At 68.9% G+C, this 19,216-nt stretch carries 23 protein-coding genes; 6 read left to right on the top strand and 17 right to left on the bottom strand.

The window, feature by feature from the left end:
- Window positions 1–20 precede the first annotated feature (20 nt).
- From ACE11G_RS01595 to ACE11G_RS01555, 9 genes are all read right to left on the bottom strand, one after another.
- Window positions 21–392 (bottom strand): Rv3654c family TadE-like protein, encoded by a 372-nt coding sequence (locus ACE11G_RS01595; RefSeq protein WP_062366407.1) that lies wholly within the window; start codon window positions 390–392, stop codon window positions 21–23.
- Window positions 367–780 (bottom strand): TadE family type IV pilus minor pilin, encoded by a 414-nt coding sequence (locus ACE11G_RS01590; RefSeq protein ID WP_082781251.1) that lies wholly within the window; start codon window positions 778–780, stop codon window positions 367–369. Before ACE11G_RS01590 ends, ACE11G_RS01595 begins: the two co-directional genes overlap by 26 nt.
- 3 nt (window positions 781–783) lie before the next feature.
- Complete coding sequence (locus ACE11G_RS01585; RefSeq protein WP_062366405.1) at window positions 784–1,005, bottom strand: DUF4244 domain-containing protein; 222 nt, start codon at window positions 1,003–1,005, stop codon at window positions 784–786.
- A gap of 120 nt (window positions 1,006–1,125) precedes the next feature.
- Window positions 1,126–1,692 carry a hypothetical protein gene (locus tag ACE11G_RS01580; RefSeq protein WP_156479397.1) on the bottom strand — a complete coding sequence of 189 codons (567 nt, stop codon included), beginning with the start codon at window positions 1,690–1,692 and terminating at the stop codon, window positions 1,126–1,128.
- Between the two features lie 100 nt (window positions 1,693–1,792).
- Window positions 1,793–2,359 carry a type II secretion system F family protein gene (locus ACE11G_RS01575; RefSeq protein WP_006898135.1) on the bottom strand — a complete coding sequence of 189 codons (567 nt, stop codon included), beginning with the start codon at window positions 2,357–2,359 and terminating at the stop codon, window positions 1,793–1,795.
- A complete protein-coding gene (locus ACE11G_RS01570; RefSeq protein WP_045538944.1) occupies window positions 2,356–3,156 on the bottom strand; it encodes a type II secretion system F family protein in 801 nt (266 codons plus the stop codon). Before ACE11G_RS01570 ends, ACE11G_RS01575 begins: the two co-directional genes overlap by 4 nt.
- A complete protein-coding gene (locus ACE11G_RS01565) occupies window positions 3,153–4,334 on the bottom strand; it encodes a TadA family conjugal transfer-associated ATPase (protein WP_375003426.1) in 1,182 nt (393 codons plus the stop codon). Before ACE11G_RS01565 ends, ACE11G_RS01570 begins: the two co-directional genes overlap by 4 nt.
- A complete protein-coding gene (gene ssd, locus ACE11G_RS01560) occupies window positions 4,331–5,374 on the bottom strand; it encodes a septum site-determining protein Ssd (protein WP_375003424.1) in 1,044 nt (347 codons plus the stop codon). Before ssd ends, ACE11G_RS01565 begins: the two co-directional genes overlap by 4 nt.
- 68 nt (window positions 5,375–5,442) lie before the next feature.
- Window positions 5,443–6,390: a triacylglycerol lipase gene (locus ACE11G_RS01555; protein ID WP_062366396.1), complete on the bottom strand. Its 948-nt coding sequence runs from the start codon at window positions 6,388–6,390 to the stop codon at window positions 5,443–5,445.
- 356 nt (window positions 6,391–6,746) lie between these two features.
- Here ACE11G_RS01555 and ACE11G_RS01550 point away from each other — a divergent pair, with 356 nt between their 5' ends.
- Window positions 6,747–7,565, top strand: a complete 819-nt coding sequence (locus tag ACE11G_RS01550; RefSeq protein WP_045537290.1) for an HAD family phosphatase — start codon at window positions 6,747–6,749, stop codon at window positions 7,563–7,565.
- A 418-nt stretch (window positions 7,566–7,983) separates the two neighbouring features.
- Here the strand turns inward: ACE11G_RS01550 and ACE11G_RS01545 are convergent, their stop codons facing one another.
- Complete coding sequence (locus ACE11G_RS01545; protein WP_039867776.1) at window positions 7,984–8,733, bottom strand: hypothetical protein; 750 nt, start codon at window positions 8,731–8,733, stop codon at window positions 7,984–7,986.
- 209 nt (window positions 8,734–8,942) lie between these two features.
- On the opposite strand from ACE11G_RS01545, the gene acs reads away from it, so the two are divergent.
- The 3 genes from acs to ACE11G_RS01530 all read left to right on the top strand — a co-directional run bounded on the left by acs (window position 8,943) and on the right by ACE11G_RS01530 (window position 12,475).
- Window positions 8,943–10,886, top strand: a complete 1,944-nt coding sequence (gene acs / locus ACE11G_RS01540; RefSeq protein ID WP_062366392.1) for an acetate--CoA ligase — start codon at window positions 8,943–8,945, stop codon at window positions 10,884–10,886.
- Window positions 10,887–10,999: 113 nt separating this feature from the next.
- On the top strand, window positions 11,000–11,524 hold the full coding sequence (locus ACE11G_RS01535) for a phage holin family protein (RefSeq protein ID WP_006897360.1): 525 nt from the start codon (window positions 11,000–11,002) through the stop codon (window positions 11,522–11,524).
- Between the two features lie 15 nt (window positions 11,525–11,539).
- Complete coding sequence (locus ACE11G_RS01530; RefSeq protein ID WP_006897361.1) at window positions 11,540–12,475, top strand: alpha/beta fold hydrolase; 936 nt, start codon at window positions 11,540–11,542, stop codon at window positions 12,473–12,475.
- A gap of 36 nt (window positions 12,476–12,511) precedes the next feature.
- Here the strand turns inward: ACE11G_RS01530 and ACE11G_RS01525 are convergent, their stop codons facing one another.
- Genes ACE11G_RS01525 through nth form a run of 4 tightly spaced genes read right to left on the bottom strand, consistent with a single transcriptional unit; the run spans window position 12,512 to window position 15,904 of the window.
- A complete protein-coding gene (locus ACE11G_RS01525) occupies window positions 12,512–13,714 on the bottom strand; it encodes a MarP family serine protease (RefSeq protein WP_006897362.1) in 1,203 nt (400 codons plus the stop codon).
- Window positions 13,711–14,517, bottom strand: a complete 807-nt coding sequence (locus ACE11G_RS01520; protein ID WP_039867779.1) for a CoA pyrophosphatase — start codon at window positions 14,515–14,517, stop codon at window positions 13,711–13,713. Before ACE11G_RS01520 ends, ACE11G_RS01525 begins: the two co-directional genes overlap by 4 nt.
- Entirely contained in the window at window positions 14,514–15,206 is a 693-nt protein-coding gene (locus ACE11G_RS01515; RefSeq protein ID WP_045537286.1) for a TlpA disulfide reductase family protein, read from the bottom strand. Before ACE11G_RS01515 ends, ACE11G_RS01520 begins: the two co-directional genes overlap by 4 nt.
- Entirely contained in the window at window positions 15,203–15,904 is a 702-nt protein-coding gene (gene nth / locus ACE11G_RS01510; RefSeq protein WP_231875670.1) for an endonuclease III, read from the bottom strand. The genes ACE11G_RS01515 and nth overlap by 4 nt, the downstream gene beginning before the upstream one ends.
- A gap of 193 nt (window positions 15,905–16,097) precedes the next feature.
- Here nth and ACE11G_RS01505 point away from each other — a divergent pair, with 193 nt between their 5' ends.
- Together ACE11G_RS01505 and ACE11G_RS01500 are read left to right on the top strand one after the other, a co-directional pair.
- Complete coding sequence (locus tag ACE11G_RS01505; RefSeq protein ID WP_006897366.1) at window positions 16,098–16,352, top strand: hypothetical protein; 255 nt, start codon at window positions 16,098–16,100, stop codon at window positions 16,350–16,352.
- Window positions 16,353–16,501: 149 nt separating this feature from the next.
- Window positions 16,502–17,176: a Crp/Fnr family transcriptional regulator gene (locus ACE11G_RS01500; protein WP_006897367.1), complete on the top strand. Its 675-nt coding sequence runs from the start codon at window positions 16,502–16,504 to the stop codon at window positions 17,174–17,176.
- 87 nt (window positions 17,177–17,263) lie between these two features.
- Here the strand turns inward: ACE11G_RS01500 and ACE11G_RS01495 are convergent, their stop codons facing one another.
- The 3 genes from ACE11G_RS01495 to ACE11G_RS01485 are packed head-to-tail and all read right to left on the bottom strand — an operon-like array spanning window position 17,264 to window position 19,213.
- Window positions 17,264–18,100 (bottom strand): MBL fold metallo-hydrolase, encoded by an 837-nt coding sequence (locus tag ACE11G_RS01495; protein WP_006897368.1) that lies wholly within the window; start codon window positions 18,098–18,100, stop codon window positions 17,264–17,266.
- A 28-nt stretch (window positions 18,101–18,128) separates the two neighbouring features.
- Window positions 18,129–18,743 carry a TetR/AcrR family transcriptional regulator gene (locus tag ACE11G_RS01490; protein WP_006897369.1) on the bottom strand — a complete coding sequence of 205 codons (615 nt, stop codon included), beginning with the start codon at window positions 18,741–18,743 and terminating at the stop codon, window positions 18,129–18,131.
- Window positions 18,740–19,213 carry a RidA family protein gene (locus tag ACE11G_RS01485; protein WP_346074870.1) on the bottom strand — a complete coding sequence of 158 codons (474 nt, stop codon included), beginning with the start codon at window positions 19,211–19,213 and terminating at the stop codon, window positions 18,740–18,742. Before ACE11G_RS01485 ends, ACE11G_RS01490 begins: the two co-directional genes overlap by 4 nt.
- Window positions 19,214–19,216: the final 3 nt, after the last annotated feature.

The raw sequence follows: 19,216 nt of genomic DNA, 5'->3' as shown, positions 1-19,216 counted from the left end.
CTCCGGGCCGACCCGCGGCCCTACGGCGACTCGACCGGCCCCGCCCGCGCGACCGCACGCGCCTCACGAATACCGAAGCGACCCAACCGAACCCTGACCGCGACGGACAGCTGCACGTCGTCGCCGTCGACCACGCAACCGGTCATCCTCGGATCCCCCTCCTGCCTCGACATCAGCTGCCGCGCGGCCGCACACGCCTCCCCGTCTCCACTGACCCGCACCGCAGCGGCCGCCAGTGCGGACAGGTCCGCTGCCGACTGCGCCCGATGCCTCGCCACCACCGCTGCACCGGAATACAGCATCGCCACCAGCAGGAACCCCAACCCCGCGATCACCGCGGCTCCGGCGACGGTCGAGAATCCCTCGTCACCCTCCGTCCCCCGAACGCTCATCGCCGTGCCCCGGTCCGCCCGCCTCATCGCCGGTCGGCTCGCGAGCGGCCACCGCCTTCGCCGAGACTCTGACGAAAGGAAGCAGCGGGACGTCCGCCGACACCTCGACCACCACCCGGTCGTTCTCACCGGACACCGCGATTCCCGCACCGGCGGGCGCCACCTCCGCGCCCACGCTGCGGGCCGAGTCGTCCCCCGCGGCCGTCAGCCGCGCCACCTCGCGTGCCGCATCGGTGCACCGGATCTGCGCCGACACCGCGGCCACCGCTCCGAGGCCGATGAGCAGAAACGCCGCTATCGCCGCGAGTGCATACGCCGCCTCCACGGTCACCATCCCGGACTCGTCGCGGGCGCACCGCCGGATCAGCGCGACCGTCCGGCCACGCACGGCTCACCCCGCCGACGTGCTCAGTGCCTTGCCGATGATTCCGGTCAGCGCCGAGAGCACCGAATCGCCGGTGACCACCGTGTACAGAAGCGCCCCGAACGCCGCCGCCGCGATCGTGCCGATCGCGTACTCCGCCGTCGACATGCCCTCCTCTTCGGCCGCGAGCCGGATCGTTAACTCCCGAATCTCCGTCCAGCGTTGCCGCGCGGTCCCCGGAATCGTCATGACGTCTCCCTTTCGTCGATGAAACCCTGCATCACTTAGACGCGCGAAAGTCCGGACCGGTTCCGACGGCGGCGGTAGGGCGTGTCGGCTAAGAACTGCGCGCAGGCCGACGTCGGCCGGTCACGCCCCGCACACCACCGACTGGCCGAATCTCGTCGAGCACCAGTCGGCGAACCCGGGCATGTGGAGCACCGTGACACCGTCCTCCGCCGACGGCGCCAGGACCGCGGTCCACGACGTGCCGGGCTGGTTTCCGAGCGGTTCGCCCGTGTGCCAGGTCATGGTGTCCAGCGTGACGACGATGCCGTTGCCGTGCGCTCCCCACGTGGCGGTCCACTTCTCCACATTCGCGGCGCCGGAGGCCAGGGTGACCAATGCGGTCCCATCCGGCTGCAGCGTCATCTGCCGTCCGTGCCCGGTCCACTCCCCATAATAGCTAGACAGATCCGACCTGGGAGAGGTCTCCGTGGCCGCCTCGGTCGTCTCCGTCGACTCAGTGGGCATGACCGTCACCGTGGGCGACCCACTGTCGGTCACGGGCGCGACCGACTTCGTGACCGTGACGACCGTCGACGAGGCGCTCTGCCGCACGGCGCGGTCGCCGTTGTCGCAAGACGCGACTCCGACCGCCAGCAGCGCCGCTCCGGCCGCCACGGCCATCCATCGGGTGACTGCACGTGTATCCATGTACGAAGCGTGCGCGTCCGGGCGAGAAGAGGAAAGAGCGGCAGAACCGAATTCTGTCGTCTGAATGACCCGGGACGCCCGGCGCCGGCGCACGCCTCCGTCACACGCCCGCGAGGAGTCCCGACGCCAGGCCGATCACCACCGGCGCGATGCCCAGACATACGAACGCGGGAAGGAAGCACAGCCCCAGCGGTCCGCTGATCTTGACTCCCGCACGTTCGGCCGCTTCGAGAGCGGCGTTCTCCGCACGCCGCCGTGTGCCGTCGGCGAATCCCGAAACCACGTCGGCCACCGCTGAACCCGCTCGCGATGCCCTCCTGATCAGCGCCGCGAGTTCCGCGAACTCCGGGCTGTCGGACTCTGCGGCTGCCCAGGCCTGGTCCGGATCGGAGCCGAGCGCCAGGAGTTCCGCGGCTCTGGTGAGCGACCTGCCCAGCACCGGCGGCGACGTCCGGGCCGCGACCGCCGCCGCGGTCGCCAGCGGCAGTCCGGACCGGAGGCACACCGCCAGCGTGTCGTAGCCCGCTGCGATGTCGAAGGGATCCGGCGATCCTCCGGCCTCGTCCCCCGCACCGGTCTGCTCGGACTCCCGGACCCGGGCGAGCACCCACCCGGGCGGTGGCCACGCGAGCAATGCCGCCGCCAGAAGCACCAGCGCCGCACTCACGGCGCCACCGCCCTATTCGTGATCCGCCCGGCCCATGCGAGTCCGGCGACCGCCAGCAGCGTGCCGATCACCAGCAGAACACCGCCCGTCCCCGTGCCCAGCAGCACTCGAGCCGGATCGGCTCCCATCGCCTGTCCGAGTACCAGTCCGAGCATCGGCAGACCTGCGAGAACCGCCGCGGTGGCTCGTGGCCCCGCGAGCCCGGCTCTGGTCCGCGCGGCGAAGTCCTGCCTCGACAGGAGATCCGACCGCAGCGCGGCGAGCACCTCACCGATGGGCAGCCCGAACTCGAGCGACATGGCCCATGCCTGCGCCAGACGCCGGACCGGGTTCGACGCGGTTGACGGGGGTGGTCCCGGATCGCCGCCGAGTTCGGCCCGGGCCGCCATCCGGGCCAGTTCGTCCGCGACCGGTCCGGATGACCCGGACTGCAGCAGGTCGGACGCCGCGGCGCGACACGCCTGGACCACAGGGGCACCGACCGACAGTTCGGCTCCCATCACTCCGAGCGCGGCGATCAGCTCGCCCATGTCGCGATCTCGCGCAGCGTCCCGTCGCGTCTGCCTCCGCTGCCGGGTAATCGCACCGGCCACCAGCGCCCCGGCGACACCGGGTGCGACGCCGAACACGATCAGCGCGCCCGCGGGCAGCGCCCAGACCGTCAGCCAGGGGTCGGTCCGCCGGCGCGAGCCCCGATCGGCACGACCGCAGAGTTCCTCGAGTCTGCGGTGAGCCTGCGGCGCCGGCCACAGCAAGACGGCGGCCGCTGCCGCGAGGAGCAGCGGAACCACGGTCACGACCGACTCCCGATGAGCCGCACGAGAGTCTCCCGACGGTCGGTGAAACCGGTTCCGGCCCGCCACGCGGGCACCACCCGGACCAGCCCGGCTCGATCCCGTTCCACCACTCCGATCTCGGTCATCGACCGTCGACCGCCCGCGGTCCTGGCCATTCCGAAGATCACCTGGATCGCGGGACCGAGTTGGCTGTGCAGAGCGTCGCGCGCCATCCCGCCGAGGGCCGCGAGCGCTTCCATCCGGGCGGGGACCTCGGTGATCGAGTTGGCGTGCAGCGTGCCCGCGCAGCCGTCGTGCCCGGTATTGAGCGCGGTGAGCAGATCGATCACCTCGGCGCCCCGGACCTCCCCGACGACGATCCGGTCGGGTCGCATTCGCAGTGCCTGCCGCACCAGCATCCGGACCGTCACCTCACCGACGCCTTCGACGTTGGCCGCGCGAGCCACCAGGCGCACCACGTGCGGGTGGCACGGCTCCAGTTCGGGCGCGTCTTCCACGCACAGGATCCGCTGACTCGGGTCGACCAGACCCAGCAGACTCCCCAGCACAGTGGTCTTGCCCGCCCCGGTCCCTCCGACGACCAAGAAGGCGAGCCGAGCCGCGATCACGCCTGCGACCAGGTCTCTCACCTCGGCGTCGATCGAGCCGCCCGAGACGAGCGCCTCGAAATCGTGTGTGGCACTCCGCAGCACGCGCAGCGAGATGCAGGTTCCGTCGGGTGCCAGCGGGGGAATGAGGGCGTGCAGCCGCAGATGCGAACCGCTGCGGCCGACTCCCGTGAGCCGGCCGTCGACCCACGGCTGGGCGTCGTCGAGCCGCCGGCCCGCGCTGAGCGCCAGCCGCGCGGCCAGGCGGCGCACGCTCGCCTCGTCGTCGAACACCACGTCGGTCAGCTGCGGACCGTCACCGCGGTCGGCCCACACCTGCCGCGGTCCGACCACCAGTACGTCCGTCACCGCGGGGTCGGCGAGCAGCACTTCGAGACGTCCGACGCCGACCATCTCCGTCTGCAGGTAACGCAACGCCGCGAGCAGGTCGGTGTCGCCGAGCAGCCCGCCGGACTCAGCACGGATCGCACACGCGATCATCTCCGGTCCCGGCGACGGCGCTCCCGGCCCCGCCTCGGCCGCGAGACGATGCCGGACCCGTTCGAGCAGCTCGGCGTCGACGCCGGTCACCGGGCACCCACTCGTGCGCGACGGCAGACGGCTTCGGCTGCTCGGGTCAGCGGGGAGAACCGGCGCAGCGTGAGCCCGCCCGCCTCGCATCGACCGGGCAACGATGCGTCGGCTCGGAAACCGCCGAGCAGTTCCAGTCCGACGGCATCGGCGACCTGAGGGGCGGTCAGTCCGCTCGGCGACGGGCCGCGGACCAGCAGCAGCGGTTCGCGCTCACGGAGCAGACGGTCGAGTGTGCGGCGGGTGGCCGCGACGGCGGCGACCGTCGCCGTGGTCACCACGACGGTCAGGTCGACGGAGTCGACGATCCCGGCCGTGACCGGCCCCGGTTCCCGTCCCACGTCGGCCACCACCGCGTCTCCTGCACCGCGGCTCGCGTCGAGCGCCGCGAGCACGGTCTCCGGGCGCAGACTCGAGGGCTGCTCGCGACCGGCGGAGAGGACCCCCACACCGCGCGTGCGCGGCACGGCCGACCGCAACGCCGCGCCGCCGATGGAACCGGTCTCCCCGTTGACGTCCGACCACCGCAGGCCCGGCTCCGATTCGATACCCAAGAGCAGATCCGCACCCGCACCGGCCTGGTCGACGTCGAGAAGCAGCACGCCGGTCGTCCGTGCGGCCACGAGCGCCACCGCCGCGGCAAGCGTGCTGGCCCCGGCACCGCCGTGCCCCGGCACCACCGCGACCGCACGCGCCGGATGCCGACGCGGTTCGCGCGCCCGCGACAGCGTTGCGACCAGTTCGGCTTCCTCCTCGGGGAGCACGAAACCGCCGTCGGCGCCGAGAACCAGGCCCGACCGCCACAGCCGCGCGTCGTCGCCGGCGCCGCTGACCGCGAACAGCCCGTCGCGCCGCGGCAACTCCTGCCCGGCGAGGACGTCGAGAGCCGCCGAGTCGGCGACGACCGCGGCGGCTCTGAGCCATTGGTGTCTGCAGCGCGCCGGATCGCCGACCACCATCGCGAAGCCGGCGGCCGCACTGCACCGCGCGAGATCGTCGTGGAGAGACTCCTGAGCCAGGACCAGCAGCACATCGCTCATGCTCCGAGCGTGCCCGCAGGCGCCGAGTCAGGAAATCGCGTTGTCCACAGGTCCCGGCGGCGCAGTCGCTACGACTGCCCGGTGAACGGCGGCACGAACTCGCACGGCACCGTGACCGGGTGTGCCGGGTCCAGCGCGTTCAGTGCCAGGTACGCCGCCCGGCGGGATCCCGCGATCGCGAGGTGGTCGCTGTAGTCCTGTGCGCAGCTGTCCTGAACCACGATGTTGTCCACCGACTCGCCCCGGCGGCCGGGGACGAAGCCCGCGGTGTACGGCACCAGCAACTCGTCGTACCTGGTCATGATGTTGGTGTAGTGCACACCCTTCACATACGGGCTTCCGCCGCGCCAGATCTTCTTGTTCATCGACGATCCGCGAAGCATGCCGCCACATCCGATGCACATCGGCATCGGGACGTCGCCGAGCAACCGACCGAGCTGATTCATGGACGGACTCACCGACCCGGTCCCCTTCCACAGGGGCGCGAGGGAGACGTAGTTGGTCACCTTGTCGGCGCCGCCGAGGTACTTGACGTAGTACTCCGGCATGTAGGTTCCCTGCGAGTGGCCGATGATGTCGACGGTCTTCGCGCCGGTGGCCGCCAGCACGCGTGCGACGAATTTCTGCAATTGCCCCGCGCTGACCTCGATCCGGTCCATGCCGCCCACCGCGGTCAGCGGCCACGGCATGCCCGGCAAGGCGCCGTAAGTCAGTGCGAAGACGCAGTATCCGCGGTTCTTGAGCATGGGGACATAGGCTCCCCAGTTGGTGGTGCGTGCTCCGCCGGTACCGTGCACCAGGACCACTGGGCGCGGATGTGCGGCAGTCGGCTTGCAGCGGAAGTCGTTGGATCCGGGCAACGAACCGCCCGGGTGCTGTAGCTCGTAGGGGATTCCGCCGAAGAAGTTGTAGTTCTCGGGCTGGGCGGGGGCGGCTTGAGCAGGTGCCGCCACCAGGGCCGTGGCACCGATCAGCACCGCGCAGATCGCGAGGACGAGACGTCCGAAGGGCTTCATGAGGGTCCAAACTCTAGACGACACGCACCCGCCTCCGGGGTGCACTGGTCTCTGAAGCTACCGCGACGCCCACACCGTGGTGAGACAATCGAGGATGTTCGTCTCGCTTGGGTGGAGTTCGAACGGAAGATCCGACCGCAGAAATGGGACGACCCCGGCCAGGGGGGAGGAGGCCGGGGTCATCAGCGTTTCAGCCCCGGGGGGTCGGGCTGAAAGCTACCGGCGTGAACCGGATAACTACAAGCTACACGCGTAGACGCGAACATTGCAATACCAACTATCTGGTTCCAGTGTTTTCTACGTCACACTTCCCGGCACCCTTCCCCGGGCGTCGGATTCCACCTAGGATTCGGCCTGTGACCTCGACGTCATCGGATCGGATCGCCGCATTCTTCGACCTCGACAAGACGGTGATCGCCCGATCCAGCGCCCTCGCATTCACCCGCCCCTTCTTCGACGGCGGGCTGCTCACCCGTCGCGCAATGCTGAGGTCGGCGGTTGCGCAGCTGCAATTCCTGCTCGCCTCCACCGGCGACGATCAGGTGGAGCGGCTCCGCAAACATGTGACCGACATGTGCACCGGCTGGGACGCCGGCCTGGTTCGCGAGATCGTCTCCGAGACACTCGAGGAGGTGGTCCGGCCAGCGATCTTCAGCGAGGCCGCAGCCCTGATCGAACAACACAGACGCGCAGGCCACGAGATCGTGCTCATCTCCGCCTCCGGAATCGAGATGGTGGAACCGATCGGCCGCCTCCTCGGTGCCGATGTGGTCCGGGCGAGCATCATGCGCGTGGTCGACGGTCGATACTCGGGAGAACTCGAGTTCTACTGCTTCGGCGAGGCCAAGGCGATCGCCATGCGGTCACTCGCCGACGAACGCGGCTACCGCCTGGACGAGTGTTACGCATACTCCGATTCGAGCACCGATCTGCCGATGCTGACCGCGGTCGGCCACCCCGCCGTGGTGAATCCAGACAGGGCGCTCCGTCGCCACGCGACCGAGAACGGTTGGGAGATATTCGATTTCCCAAATCCGCTACCCGCATCGCCGTGGTCGTCCAAGGCCACGGTGACGCGTACGGCGCTGTGCGCCACGGGGATTGGCGCCGCCGCCGCGGCAGCGATCGTCTATCAGCTTCGGCACTCGAAAAACGCCAGGTCAGAGGCCGCGTGAAGATTTTTCACGAAGGGCTTGATGTGATGGGCATCACCATGTACAAATGACTTACGGAGCCCCGGACGGCCCAGCTTCTCCCGGAAGAGAAGGGCAGAAGCCCCCGGACCGGCAAGCTCCCAGCACGGGCGGCAAGCACCCACGCGGAGCGCGCCGCATTGGCACAAGTGTTGTGCGCCTGCGACATTGCGGGCATCATTCGCGAAATCTCTTTTGGGCCGACAACCCGACGTTCGATTCACGACGAGATGCCAGCAGTCCCTCGCCGAGGCGGGTACCACAACCCACATATGCACGCCTGGTCACTTGGGCCCGTGCTTGCGGGCGGCCGCACCGATCGGAGATCCGATCGGTGGGCCGCCCGCAAATATGTGTGCGGCTCCTACTCTTGACGGCGATCCGTCGGTGACACCGCCGATCAGCCGCGGGCCGCATCGGCAATCGCCGTGGCCTCTGCGCCGCCCGCCTCCATCGCCTCGCAGCACAGAACGATCCACGCACCGATCGCCTCCGGATCGCCGGTAGCGAAGCGTGCGGACAGTTCCCGGTACTCACCGAGACGCTTGAGCCAGGTCACCTCCGGCACGCCGAGCAGATGCGGGTCGAGCCCGGTCATCGCCGAGACCAGTCGCGACGCGGCGCGCGCGACCACTCCGTTCGCCTCGGTGAAGGGTGCCAGCGCCAACAGTTCCCCGTGCACCACGGCGGCCAGCACCGGAGCCGGCGCCGACGTGCCGCCGGTGATCAACTGCCCGAGCAGGTCGAGACGCTGTGCGATATGCGGCTCGGGGCGGGGACGGCCGAGCAGCTCCGGATCGTCGAGCAGGTCGGCGGCGGCGAGTGTGTGCAGGCGGGCCAGCGACTGGGCGGGCGCGCGCCGGAACACCGCGACTGCCTGATCGATCGCATCGCTGTCGAGCGACTGGGCCACCCGGACCGCGCCGGCGGCGATCGGGTCACCGAGATCCGACCGTGAGATGTCCGTGGTGCCGCCGTCGATCGCTGCCGACGACCGCCCGGCCCGCCACGAGGCCTCGCGGGAGGTCTTGTCCCACTGCCGCAGGTTGATCGGATGACGATGTGCCGCGCTGACCGCGTCGCGGGCCCGGTCGGACGCCTCGCGAACGCCGGGCAGGTCGAGCAGCGGCGACAACGGATCTGAACTCACGCGTTCAACAGTAGCGGCACCTGCGCGAGCGCCGCCGACCGCTGACGACCGACCGCTCATCGCTCGCAACCCGCATGCAACCGTCCCGCCGTCACACTGTCAGACGGTAGTGATTACCTTCACAATGGAAGTCTCTTCGCCCTGCAGACCCGTTCCGGTCTCACCGTGTGGCCGGAGTCGATGAACGAACAGAGGAAAGGCAAACGACGATGTCTTCGAGCGCAAATCAGGTCTACCCGCCGTCTCCCGAATTCGCTGCCGACGCGAATGCGACGGCCCAGCTGTACGACCGCGCCGAGGCCGATCCGCTCGAGTTCTGGGCGCAGCAGGCACGCCGCCTCGACTGGGACACTCCATTCGGCGAGGTCCTGGACTGGTCCAACGCCCCGTTCGCCAAGTGGTTCGTCGGCGGCAGGCTGAACGTCGCCTACAACTGCGTCGACCGTCATGTCGCCGCGGGCAAGGGTGATCGCGTCGCCATCCACTGGGTCGGCGAGCCCGGGGACTCGCGCGACATCACCTACAGCCAGCTCAAGGACGAGGTCTCACGCGCCGCGAACTATCTGGCGTCCATCGGGCTGCAGGCAGGCGACCGCGTCGCCATCTACATGCCGATGGTTCCCGAGGCCGTCGTCTCGATGCTCGCCTGCGCCCGGCTCGGCCTGACCCACTCGGTGGTCTTCGCGGGCTTCTCCGCCACCGCCCTCCGGTCGCGAGTCGACGATGCCGAGGCCAAGGTCGTCATCACCACCGACGGCCAGTACCGACGCGGCAAGCCGGCACCGCTCAAGGAAGCCGTCGACGAGGCCCTCGGCACCGGCGACGACGCCGCGAAGTCGGTCGAGAAGGTGCTTGTGGTGCGCCGCACCAACCACGACCCGAACCTGAACTGGGTGGAGGGCCGCGACGTCTGGTGGGACGACACGGTCGGCGAGTCGTCTCCCCATCACGAGCCCGAGGCCTTCGACGCCGAGCATCCCCTCTTCCTGCTCTACACCTCCGGCACCACCGGCAAGCCCAAGGGCATCGTCCACTCGTCGGGCGGCTACCTCACTCAGGCCAACTACACCTTCCACAACGTCTTCGACCACAAGGAGGGCCGCGACGTCTTCTGGTGCGGCGCCGACATCGGCTGGGTCACCGGACACACATACCTCGTCTACGGACCGCTCTCCAACGGCGCCACCGAGGTGATCTACGAGGGCACGCCGAACACTCCCAACGAGCACCGGCACTTCCAGGTGATCGAGAAGTACGGCGTGACGATCTATTACATCGCGCCGACCCTCATCCGCACCTTCATGAAGTGGGGACGCGAGATCCCCGATGCGCACGACCTCTCGTCGCTGCGCCTCCTCGGCAGCGTCGGCGAGCCGATCAATCCCGAGGCCTGGCGCTGGTATCACGGGGTCATCGGGGGCAGCCGCTGCCCGATCGTCGACACCTGGTGGCAGACCGAGACCGGCGGCATCATGATCTCCCCGCTCCCCGGCGTCACCGCGACCAAGCCGGGCTCGGCCATGCGCCCCCTGCCCGGCATCAGCGCCAATGTGGTGGACGACAACGGCAATCCGGTGCCCGACGGCGAGCAGGGCTACCTCGTTCTCGACCGTCCGTGGCCGGGGATGCTGCGCGGCATCTGGGGCGACGACGAGCGGTTCAAGGAGACCTACTGGTCGCGCTTCGCCGAGCAGGGCTGGTACTTCGCCGGCGACGGCGCGCGGTACGACGAGGACCACGCACTGTGGGTCCTGGGCCGAGTGGACGACGTCATGAACGTGTCGGGGCACCGCATCTCCACGTCCGAAGTGGAATCGGCGCTGGTGGCGCACTCAGCCGTGGCCGAGGCCGCCGTCATCGGCGCCGCGGACGAGACCACCGGTCAGGGCATCGTCGCATTCGTCATCCTCATGGAGGGCGCCGACGCCTCCGGCGATTCGCTGATCGCCGAACTCCGCGAACAGGTGTCGGTCGACATCTCGCCGATCGCGAAGCCCCGGGAGATCAACATCGTCCCGGAGCTTCCCAAGACGCGGTCGGGCAAGATCATGCGGCGCCTGCTCAAGGACGTCGCCGAGGGCCGCGAGTTGGGCGACACCTCCACCCTCGTCGATCCGTCCGTATTCGAAGCCATCCGGTCGCGCAAGAGCTGATCGCCGGACCGTCCGCATCGACACCGCCGACCTGCCCGGGTCGGCGGTGTCGTTTCGCGGTACGACCCGACATGGCAACATGAGACCGACCAACGATCTTCAAGGGAGTATTCGTGAGCGGAAATTCCGACACCTGGCCGAGTGAACCGAGCAACGCTCCCCGCGTTCCGTCGATCCCCATGTCGGACGCGAACCTCGGACCGAGCGGCGAACCGACGATCGGCAATCTGGTCAAGGACGCCGCCGCGAGCGCCTCCACCCTGTTCCGCGCCGAGATCGCGCTGGCCAAGTCCGAGCTGGTCCGCGAGGCCAAGAAGGCCGGCGCCGGCGGTGGACTGATGATCGTGGCGGCCGTGCTGCTGCTGTACGCGAGCCTGTTCTTCTTCGTGTTCCTCGGCTTCCTGCTCGACATCTGGCTGCCGACCTGGGCTGCGTTCGGCATCGTCTTCCTGGTGCTCCTGGTGGTCTCGATCGCCCTGATAGTCGCTGGGTACGTGTTCCTGAAACGGCTTCGAGCGCCGGAGAAGACGATCGAATCGGTCAACGAGCTGGCGACCGTGATCCCCGGTCACCACGAGTCGACCGGCGGTATGGCGCACCCGCAGATCCCGCCTGCGCGCGACCCGATGCGCAACTGATCCATCACCGCCAGATTGACGAGCACTCCTCCGGACCCGACCCTGGTCCGCTTCGATGGACCGTGGCGGCACTTCGACGTCCGCGCCAACGGTCTGCGCTTTCATGCCGTGGAGACGCAGCGGTTCGTGGCCGACCGTCCGTTGGTGCTGCTGCTGCACGGCTTCGGCGAAGTCTGGTGGTCGTGGCGGCACCAGCTCGAAGCACTGACCGAGGCCGGCTACCGCGCCGTCGCCGTCGACCTGCGCGGCTACGGCGACTCCGACAAGCCGCCCCGCGGATACGACGGGTGGACGCTGGCCGGCGACACCAACGCACTCGTGCGCGCACTCGGCCACACGAGCGCCACGCTGGTGGGTCACGCCGACGGCGGGCTCGTCTGCTGGGCCACGGCCACACTGCATCCCGCGGTCGTCGAGCGGGTGGCGGTGCTGTCGTCGCCACATCCGCGCGCGCTCAAGCGCGGCGTCCTGTTCAACTCCGAGGAGCGGTCGGCGTTTCTCCCGCTGTTCCTGCACAACCAGCTGCCTCGCCTGGGCGAGCGTCGCCTCACCCGGGCGGACGGAGCCTTCATCGAGGAGTACTTCCGGGAACGCTCCGGACCGGCTTGGCAGCAGAGCCCCGACTTCGCCGAGACGATCGCCCGCAACCGGCTCGCCATTCAGATCCCCGGCGTGGCCCACTGCAGCCTGGAGTACCGGCGGTGGGCGTTCCGGTCGCAGTTCCGCAACGACGGCCGGCGTTTCATGGATCTCATGGACAAGCGGCTGCCGATCCCCATCCTCGCCGTGCGCGGCCACGACGACGAGTACATCCTCGACTCGGTGATGGTCCAGAGCCGCCACTGGGCAGCCGACATGGACTACCGGATCATTCCCGACACCGGGCACTTCGCACACCAGGAAGCACCCGGGGAGTTCAACGCGCTGCTGCTGCAGCTCCTCGGCCGGTGACGAACGCCGCCGCTCGAGAGTCCGATCGATCCCGGATCAGCCCGAGACGCATTGCTGCGTCGCCGCTTCGGAATCGCTCTGCTCCGAAGCCGCGAGATCGCGCTGAACCTGTTCCGCGGTGAGGACGAAGCCGGTGTCCTCTGTCGGGTCCTCTGCGGCGCCGAAGACCACGCCGAGGACTTTGCCGTCGGTGGAGATCATCGGACCGCCGGAGTTGCCCGAACGGATGTTGCCGCGCACCGTGTACACCTGGCGCTGCACCTGGCGCGGGCTCTGATAGATGTCCGGCCCGTTGAGCTCCACCACATTCCGCACGCGCAGCGGCGTGACCGTGAAGGGCCCGTTCTCGGGGTAGCCGAGAGCGATGGCGTCGTCGCCCGTCTGCGCCTGCCCGGAGGCGAACTCGAGGGCCGGCGCGCGCAGTCCCGGCACGTCCAGGACCGCGACGTCGTTGCGCGGGTTGAACCAGACGACGGTGGCCTCGTAATCGCCGCCCGCCGACGTCTGAACGCTCACGGTGTCGGTACCCGCCACGACGTGCGCGTTGGTCATCACGCGCTCGGGCGAGACCACGAATCCACTGCCCTCCAGCGCCTGGCCGCAACTGCGAGCCACACCGCTGATCTTGACGACGCTCCGCTTCGCCGAGCGCACCGCGGGCTGGTCGACCAGAGCCGCGTCGGGCGGACCGACGTTCGCCACGCGCGTCTGCCCGAACGGCCCGATCACCTCCTTGAGCCCGGAACTGTCGACCAGACCGGTGAACTCGTCGGGCAGGTCACGCACCCACTGCGGGGCCACCTTGTCGACCGTCTGAATCACCTTCGAGCCGTCGATCGCCGACGAGAGACGGAATTCGTCCGTACTCCGCAAAGGGAAGGCGAGCAGCCACGCAGCGATCACGATGGCGATCACCTGCAGCACCGAACCGATCCAGCTGTCCACGCGCCGCAGTCCCGGGGAGTGGATACTGCTGCGCACCGCACCGCCGAGGACCATGCCCGCGACTTCGCCGATGATGACGAACACGACGATCAGCACCACGCCGATCAACAGCCTAAGCCGAGCGTCGTCGAAGCGTTCGATGACGACGGGAGCCAGCAGAATTCCCGCGACCGCACCCAGGACCACGCCGAAGAAGGCCAGTGCGGACGCTGCCGCACCCTGGCGGTATCCGCTCAGCGCCGCCAGCAGGGCGACGACGAGGATCACCAGGTCGACCCACACCGATCCGCTCATCGATCTCCGTTCACGTCGGCGGCGAGGCCGCCGTCCCGGGGGTCGGAGAACCCCGACACCTGCCGACCGCCGGTCTCGGCGATCATCTGCTCCAGTGGGCGCACGTCGTCGGTGTCCCAGGGGACGTCCCAGCCCGCGGCTTCGCTGATCGCCGCCAGCAGTCCACCGGTGAATCCCCAGACCAGCATGCCGTCGTAGAGAAACGCCGGGCCCTTGTACACGGTGGTTCCCACGAGGGACCGACTCACCTGGAAGCGGTTCTCCGGTGCCAGGAGTTCGCGCAGGTTCACCCTGGTGACCCTCGCCGTCTCACCGTGGTCGACGGCGTACACGTGGCTGGGGCGTTCCCAGTGTGCGAGCACCGGGTGCACTTCGAAACCGGTCGGCACCGGGAAGGCGGGCAGATTCGCCAGCACTTTGACGCCGTCGTCGGTGAGGCCGGTCTCTTCCCGCGCCTCTCGCAGCGCGGTGCCGACGGGATAGTCGTCGCCGGGATCGCGGCTGCCGCCCGGAAAGGCGATCTGTCCGCTGTGCGTTCGCAGGGTGGCGGCGCGCTCGGTGAGCAGCACGTCCGCGTCGGCGGGCAGTCCTCCGGCCGCCAGCGGGTCGGCGGCGAACGACCCGGCGAAGAGCACCAGAACGGCCGCGGCACGGTGTCCGCGCAGGCCCGCGACGAGCCGTGCCCGACCGCCGCCTCGGCTGAGCACCTTCTCGTTGACGACCTCGGGGTCGTCGGTCACCGGGCGCAGCCACGGCGGGATCTGGTCCCGGGACACGAGCGGCCCCACCGGAACTCCGCTCACTGCGCTCCCCCTACGTCGACACCCAGCTTCTCACGGACCACCTCTGCGAGCTGCGCCTCCGAATCGAACACTCGCGGCAGCACATCGGCCACGGTGCCGTCCGACCGGATCAGAACGGTCGACGGGAACACCCGAGGCGCCCCGATCGCCTTGGCGACCGCACCGTTCGGATCGGTGACCACCGGAAGATGCACCCCGACCTCCTGCAGGAATTTCAGGACGAAGTACGGTTTGTCGCCGCCCTGGCTTGCGTGAACGGCGAGCACGTTCAGGCTCTCGCCCGCGTCCTTGGAGAACTGGTCGAAGATCGGCAGCTCACGACGGCAGGGCAGACACCACACCGCCCACATGTTGATGACCAGAGGCTTTCCCGCCGTGGTCACGCCGAGGTCCACCGGTGCGCCGGTGGCCATGCACGGAACCGTGACACCGGCCAGGACGGAATGCGGGCCGGCCGGCCCCGTGCCGTCGGGACAGGGCTGCAGTGCGGCCGCCGCGCGCTCCTTGCTCAGCTCGTCCTCGGACACCTGCTGATCGGTCACACCAGAGGTGGAGGTCGCCGCCGTCGTCCCACCGCCGCCCGCGGTGTCGTCGGGCCCGCCACGGGGCCAGAGCGCCACGATTAGCGCGACCGCGACGATGACGAATGCCAGCGTGGCCCGGGCCGCGGGCTCCTTCAGGATCTTCACTGAGCCGCTCCCGACTGCTCGACTCCGGCCAAGGCGAGCAGATGCTCGGTCTCCGGCCCCTTCACCAGTGCCGCCGCCGCGCCCTTGTCAGTGGGCCCCTCACCGTAGGAGGGACAGTCCTTGGCGAGCACGCAGACACCGCACGCCGGTTTGCGCGCATGGCAGACGCGCCGACCGTGGAAGATGATGCGATGCGACAGGTCGGTCCAGTCGCGCTTCTCGAACAGCGCGCCCACCGCGTGCTCCACCTTCACCGGGTCGGTCTCCCGAGTCCAGTCCCAGCGGCGGACCAGCCGGCCGAAATGCGTGTCGACGGTGATCCCCGGCACGCCGAAGGCGTTGCCCAGGACGACGTTGGCCGTCTTGCGCCCGAAGCCGGGAAGGCTCACCAGATCCTTGAGATTCGCCGGCACCTCGCCACCGAACCGCGAGACCAGCGCCTGCCCCAGGCCGATGATCGAATTGGCCTTGTTCCGATAGAAGCCGGTGGACCGAATCATCTCCTCCAACTCGGTCCGGTCGGCCTCGGCATATGCGCGCGCGTCCGGGTACCTGGCGAAGAGCGCGGGCGTCACCTGGTTCACGCGCACGTCGGTGCACTGTGCCGACAGGATCGTCGCGACCGACAGTTCCAGCGGCGTTGTGAAATCCAGTTCGCAGTAGACGTGCGGGAAGGCCGCCTCCAGCGCTCGGTTCATCCGCCGCGCCCGCCGGACCAGGCCCAGCCTGGTCTCCTCCTTGCGTCTACTCACAACAGACCAGGTTAGCCGCCGTGCCCCCGGCCGCGCGGTCGGCTGACCTCGCCGGCCCGGGTAACCGCAGGTCACAACTCGGTGACGAGAGCCGTCTGGGTTTGCGGCACCCCCACGGCCCCGGTGTTTACTGTTCCTCATGCAAGGACTGGCCGGACTTCTCTTCCCCGCTGTGCTGATGCTCTTCGCACTCGCGATGGAGAGGGTGCAGGCGGGACTCGACCGACTGTCGGTGGGCCCGGCCCACGTCGAGGAGTTCCTGGAAGCCGCGGATGAGACCGACGTGAGCAACCTCGCGAAAGACGGGCTGCCCGCCGCACTCGACGAGCTCCGGAGCCGGCGCAGCAAGCCGATCGCGGAAACAGACGAACCGGAATCCAGTCGCGCGTCCTGAAGTCCGGTGAGCGTGCAGGCGGCCCGAGCCGCAGGTACGACGCGCGCTAGTTGCCTACTAATGCGAACAGTGATCAATCCAACATCTATGATCTTTCACGTAGTCTTTATCACTGGACGCGGCAAAAGCATTTGAGAGAGGTTCTTTAGGTGGAAGAAGTACTAGCACGGGCCGGCATTTTCCAGGGTGTCGAACCCACCGCCGTCGCAGCTCTCGCGAAGGAACTTCAGCCGGTCGAGTTTCCGCGCGGTCATGTCATCTTCCACGAGGGCGAACCCGGCGACCGTCTTTACATCATCCTGTCCGGCAAGGTGAAGCTCGGCCGCCGCTCGCCGGACGGTCGCGAGAACCTGCTGACCATCATGGGTCCGTCGGACATGTTCGGTGAGCTGTCGATCTTCGACCCCGGCCCCCGCACCTCGTCGGCGACCACCGTCACCGAGGTCCGCGCGGTCACCATGGACCGCGACGCGCTGCGCAAGTGGATCAAGGACCGTCCGGAGATCGCCGAGCAGTTGCTCCGCGTGCTGGCACGTCGCCTGCGCCGCACCAACAACAACCTCGCCGACCTGATCTTCACCGACGTCCCGGGTCGCGTCGCCAAGCAGCTCTTGCAGTTGGCGCAGCGCTTCGGCACGCAGGAGGGCGGCGCACTGCGCGTCACGCACGACCTCACGCAGGAAGAGATCGCCCAGCTCGTCGGCGCCTCGCGCGAGACCGTCAACAAGGCGCTCGCCGACTTCGCACAGCGCGGATGGCTGCGACTCGAGGGCAAGAGTGTCCTGATCGCGGACTCCGAGCGCCTCGCGCGCCGCGCACGCTGAGCAAGCGCAAAATCAGTACCGACAAACAGGTCCGAGGGCATTTCGCCCTCGGACCTGTTTGTCAGTCCTGATCTCCGCCGCACGCGCTCACAGCGTGCGGAGATACTCCAATTGAGTCTTCACCGACATCTTCGCGGCCGGCCAGAGCTTCTGATCGACGTCGGAGTAGACCTTCCGGACCACCTTCATCGGCTTGGCCTTCTCCGGTGAGACACCGAGTTCGTCGAGCGCGGCGACGATCTGCGCGAGACGTTCCTCGCGATGCGACTTGTAGTAGCGCGCAATGGGTTCCAGCTCCGGATGGTCGGGGCCGTGTCCGGGCAGCACGACCGCGTCGGAGGCCTCCACCAGCAGCCGATTGAGCGAGTTGAAGTAGTCCTTCAGCGAACCGTCCGACGGATCGAGCACGGTGGTGCCGAAACCGAGAATGGTGTCGGCGGTCAGGATCGCACGCTGCCCCTCCCACTCGACGAGGAAGCTCGTGGAGTCGGCCGTATGTCCCGGGGTGTGCATCACCGTGATGGTCACGCCCGCCGCCTCGATGACTTCACGGTCCCGCAACCGCGGGGCGCCCACCGAGTACTCGTCTGAGTAGGCCCGCTGCGGTGCGCCCGCGAGTTTGCGCATCCTCTTGCATGCACCGACGTGATCGTGATGGCGATGGCTGATGAGGACGAGTTCGACCTCCCCGGCCGCGGCCGCGACAGCCCGCACGTGTTTGCCGTGCTTGGTCGGTCCCGGATCCACGACCACCGCGGTCGACGAACCCGGCGCTCGCAGGATCCAGGTGTTGGTGCCGTCGAGTTCGAACGAGCCGGGATTGTGACACAGCAGCACAGAGGCGAACGGCGTCACCTCACGCACTACGCCGTATGCGGGATGGACCGGCTTGTCGTCGGCGGAAGCGTCGGCATGAAGGGGCATTCACCGAGCCTACCGAGCGACCGCCGCGTCACCACACCACCGGTGCCAGGAACTTCGTGGCGTAGGCCCGGACGGTCTCGACGTCCGCGATGTCCAGACGCGAGGTCCGGATCTGCGTGAGCGACAGCGCGACGCGTACGAAATGCTCCGACACCAGCAGAAGATCGTCGTCGGGCATGGTCGCGCCCGCACGACGCAGCGTGCCCGCGACCGCGGCGCCGGAGGCTTCCAGGAACTCTCCGGCGGTACGGGAGGTCTGGCTCACCAGAACGTCGGCGACGTCCGGCTCGTCGAGCAGCAGTCGGCGCACGAGCGGATCCTCGTCGACGATCCGCGTGCATTCGACGAAGGCCTCGACCACCGCCTCGCGCGGCGGCAGGCCGCGGACGGCCGCGGCGAGATGCCGCATGGTCGCGAGTGCGATCGCCTCGCCGACCTTCGCGAGCAATGCGTCCTTGTTCGGGAAACGCCGGTACAGCGTGCTGCGCGAGACGCCCGCGGCGCGCGCCACGGCGTCCATGCCGGCCCGCCGCACTCCGACCTCCGCGAACTCGCGGCGCGCCGCCGCCAGGATCACCGCTTCCTGTTCCTCGGGACGCACGCTGGTCCGCAGCCTCCGGGCACCGCTCCCCGGTCGGGTCATTTCACCTGGACGACGATTTCCACCTCGACGGGCACGCCCAGGGGGAGTTCGGCGACCCCGACGGCCGACCGCGCGTGGACGCCGGCCTCGCCGAAGATCTCACCCAGCAGGTCCGACGCTCCATTGATCACGCCGGGCTGACCGGTGAATCCGGGTGCCGAGGCGACGAATCCGACCACCTTGACCACCCGGACGATCGAGTCGATGCCGACTTCGGCGTGCACGGCCGCGAGCGCGTTGAGCGCGCAGAGCCGAGCCGCCGCGTTCGCCTGTTCCGGCGTGACGATGCCTTCCGCGCCCTCGGACACCTTCCCCGTGACGCTCACCTGACCGTCGGCCACCGGGATCTGTCCCGAGGTGTACACGAGATCGCCGACGCGGAGTGCGGGGGTGTAACTGCCGACCGGTGCGACCACCGTCGGAAGATCGATTCCGAGTTCCGCCAAGCGCTTCGACCACTGCCCGCTCATCGG

This window comes from Gordonia sp. PS3 (genome assembly GCF_041950545.1).
GTDB lineage: Bacteria > Actinomycetota > Actinomycetes > Mycobacteriales > Mycobacteriaceae > Gordonia > Gordonia sihwensis.
Note: the sequence above shows the minus strand (reverse complement) of the source record. Positions and strands in the feature narration are given on the sequence as shown.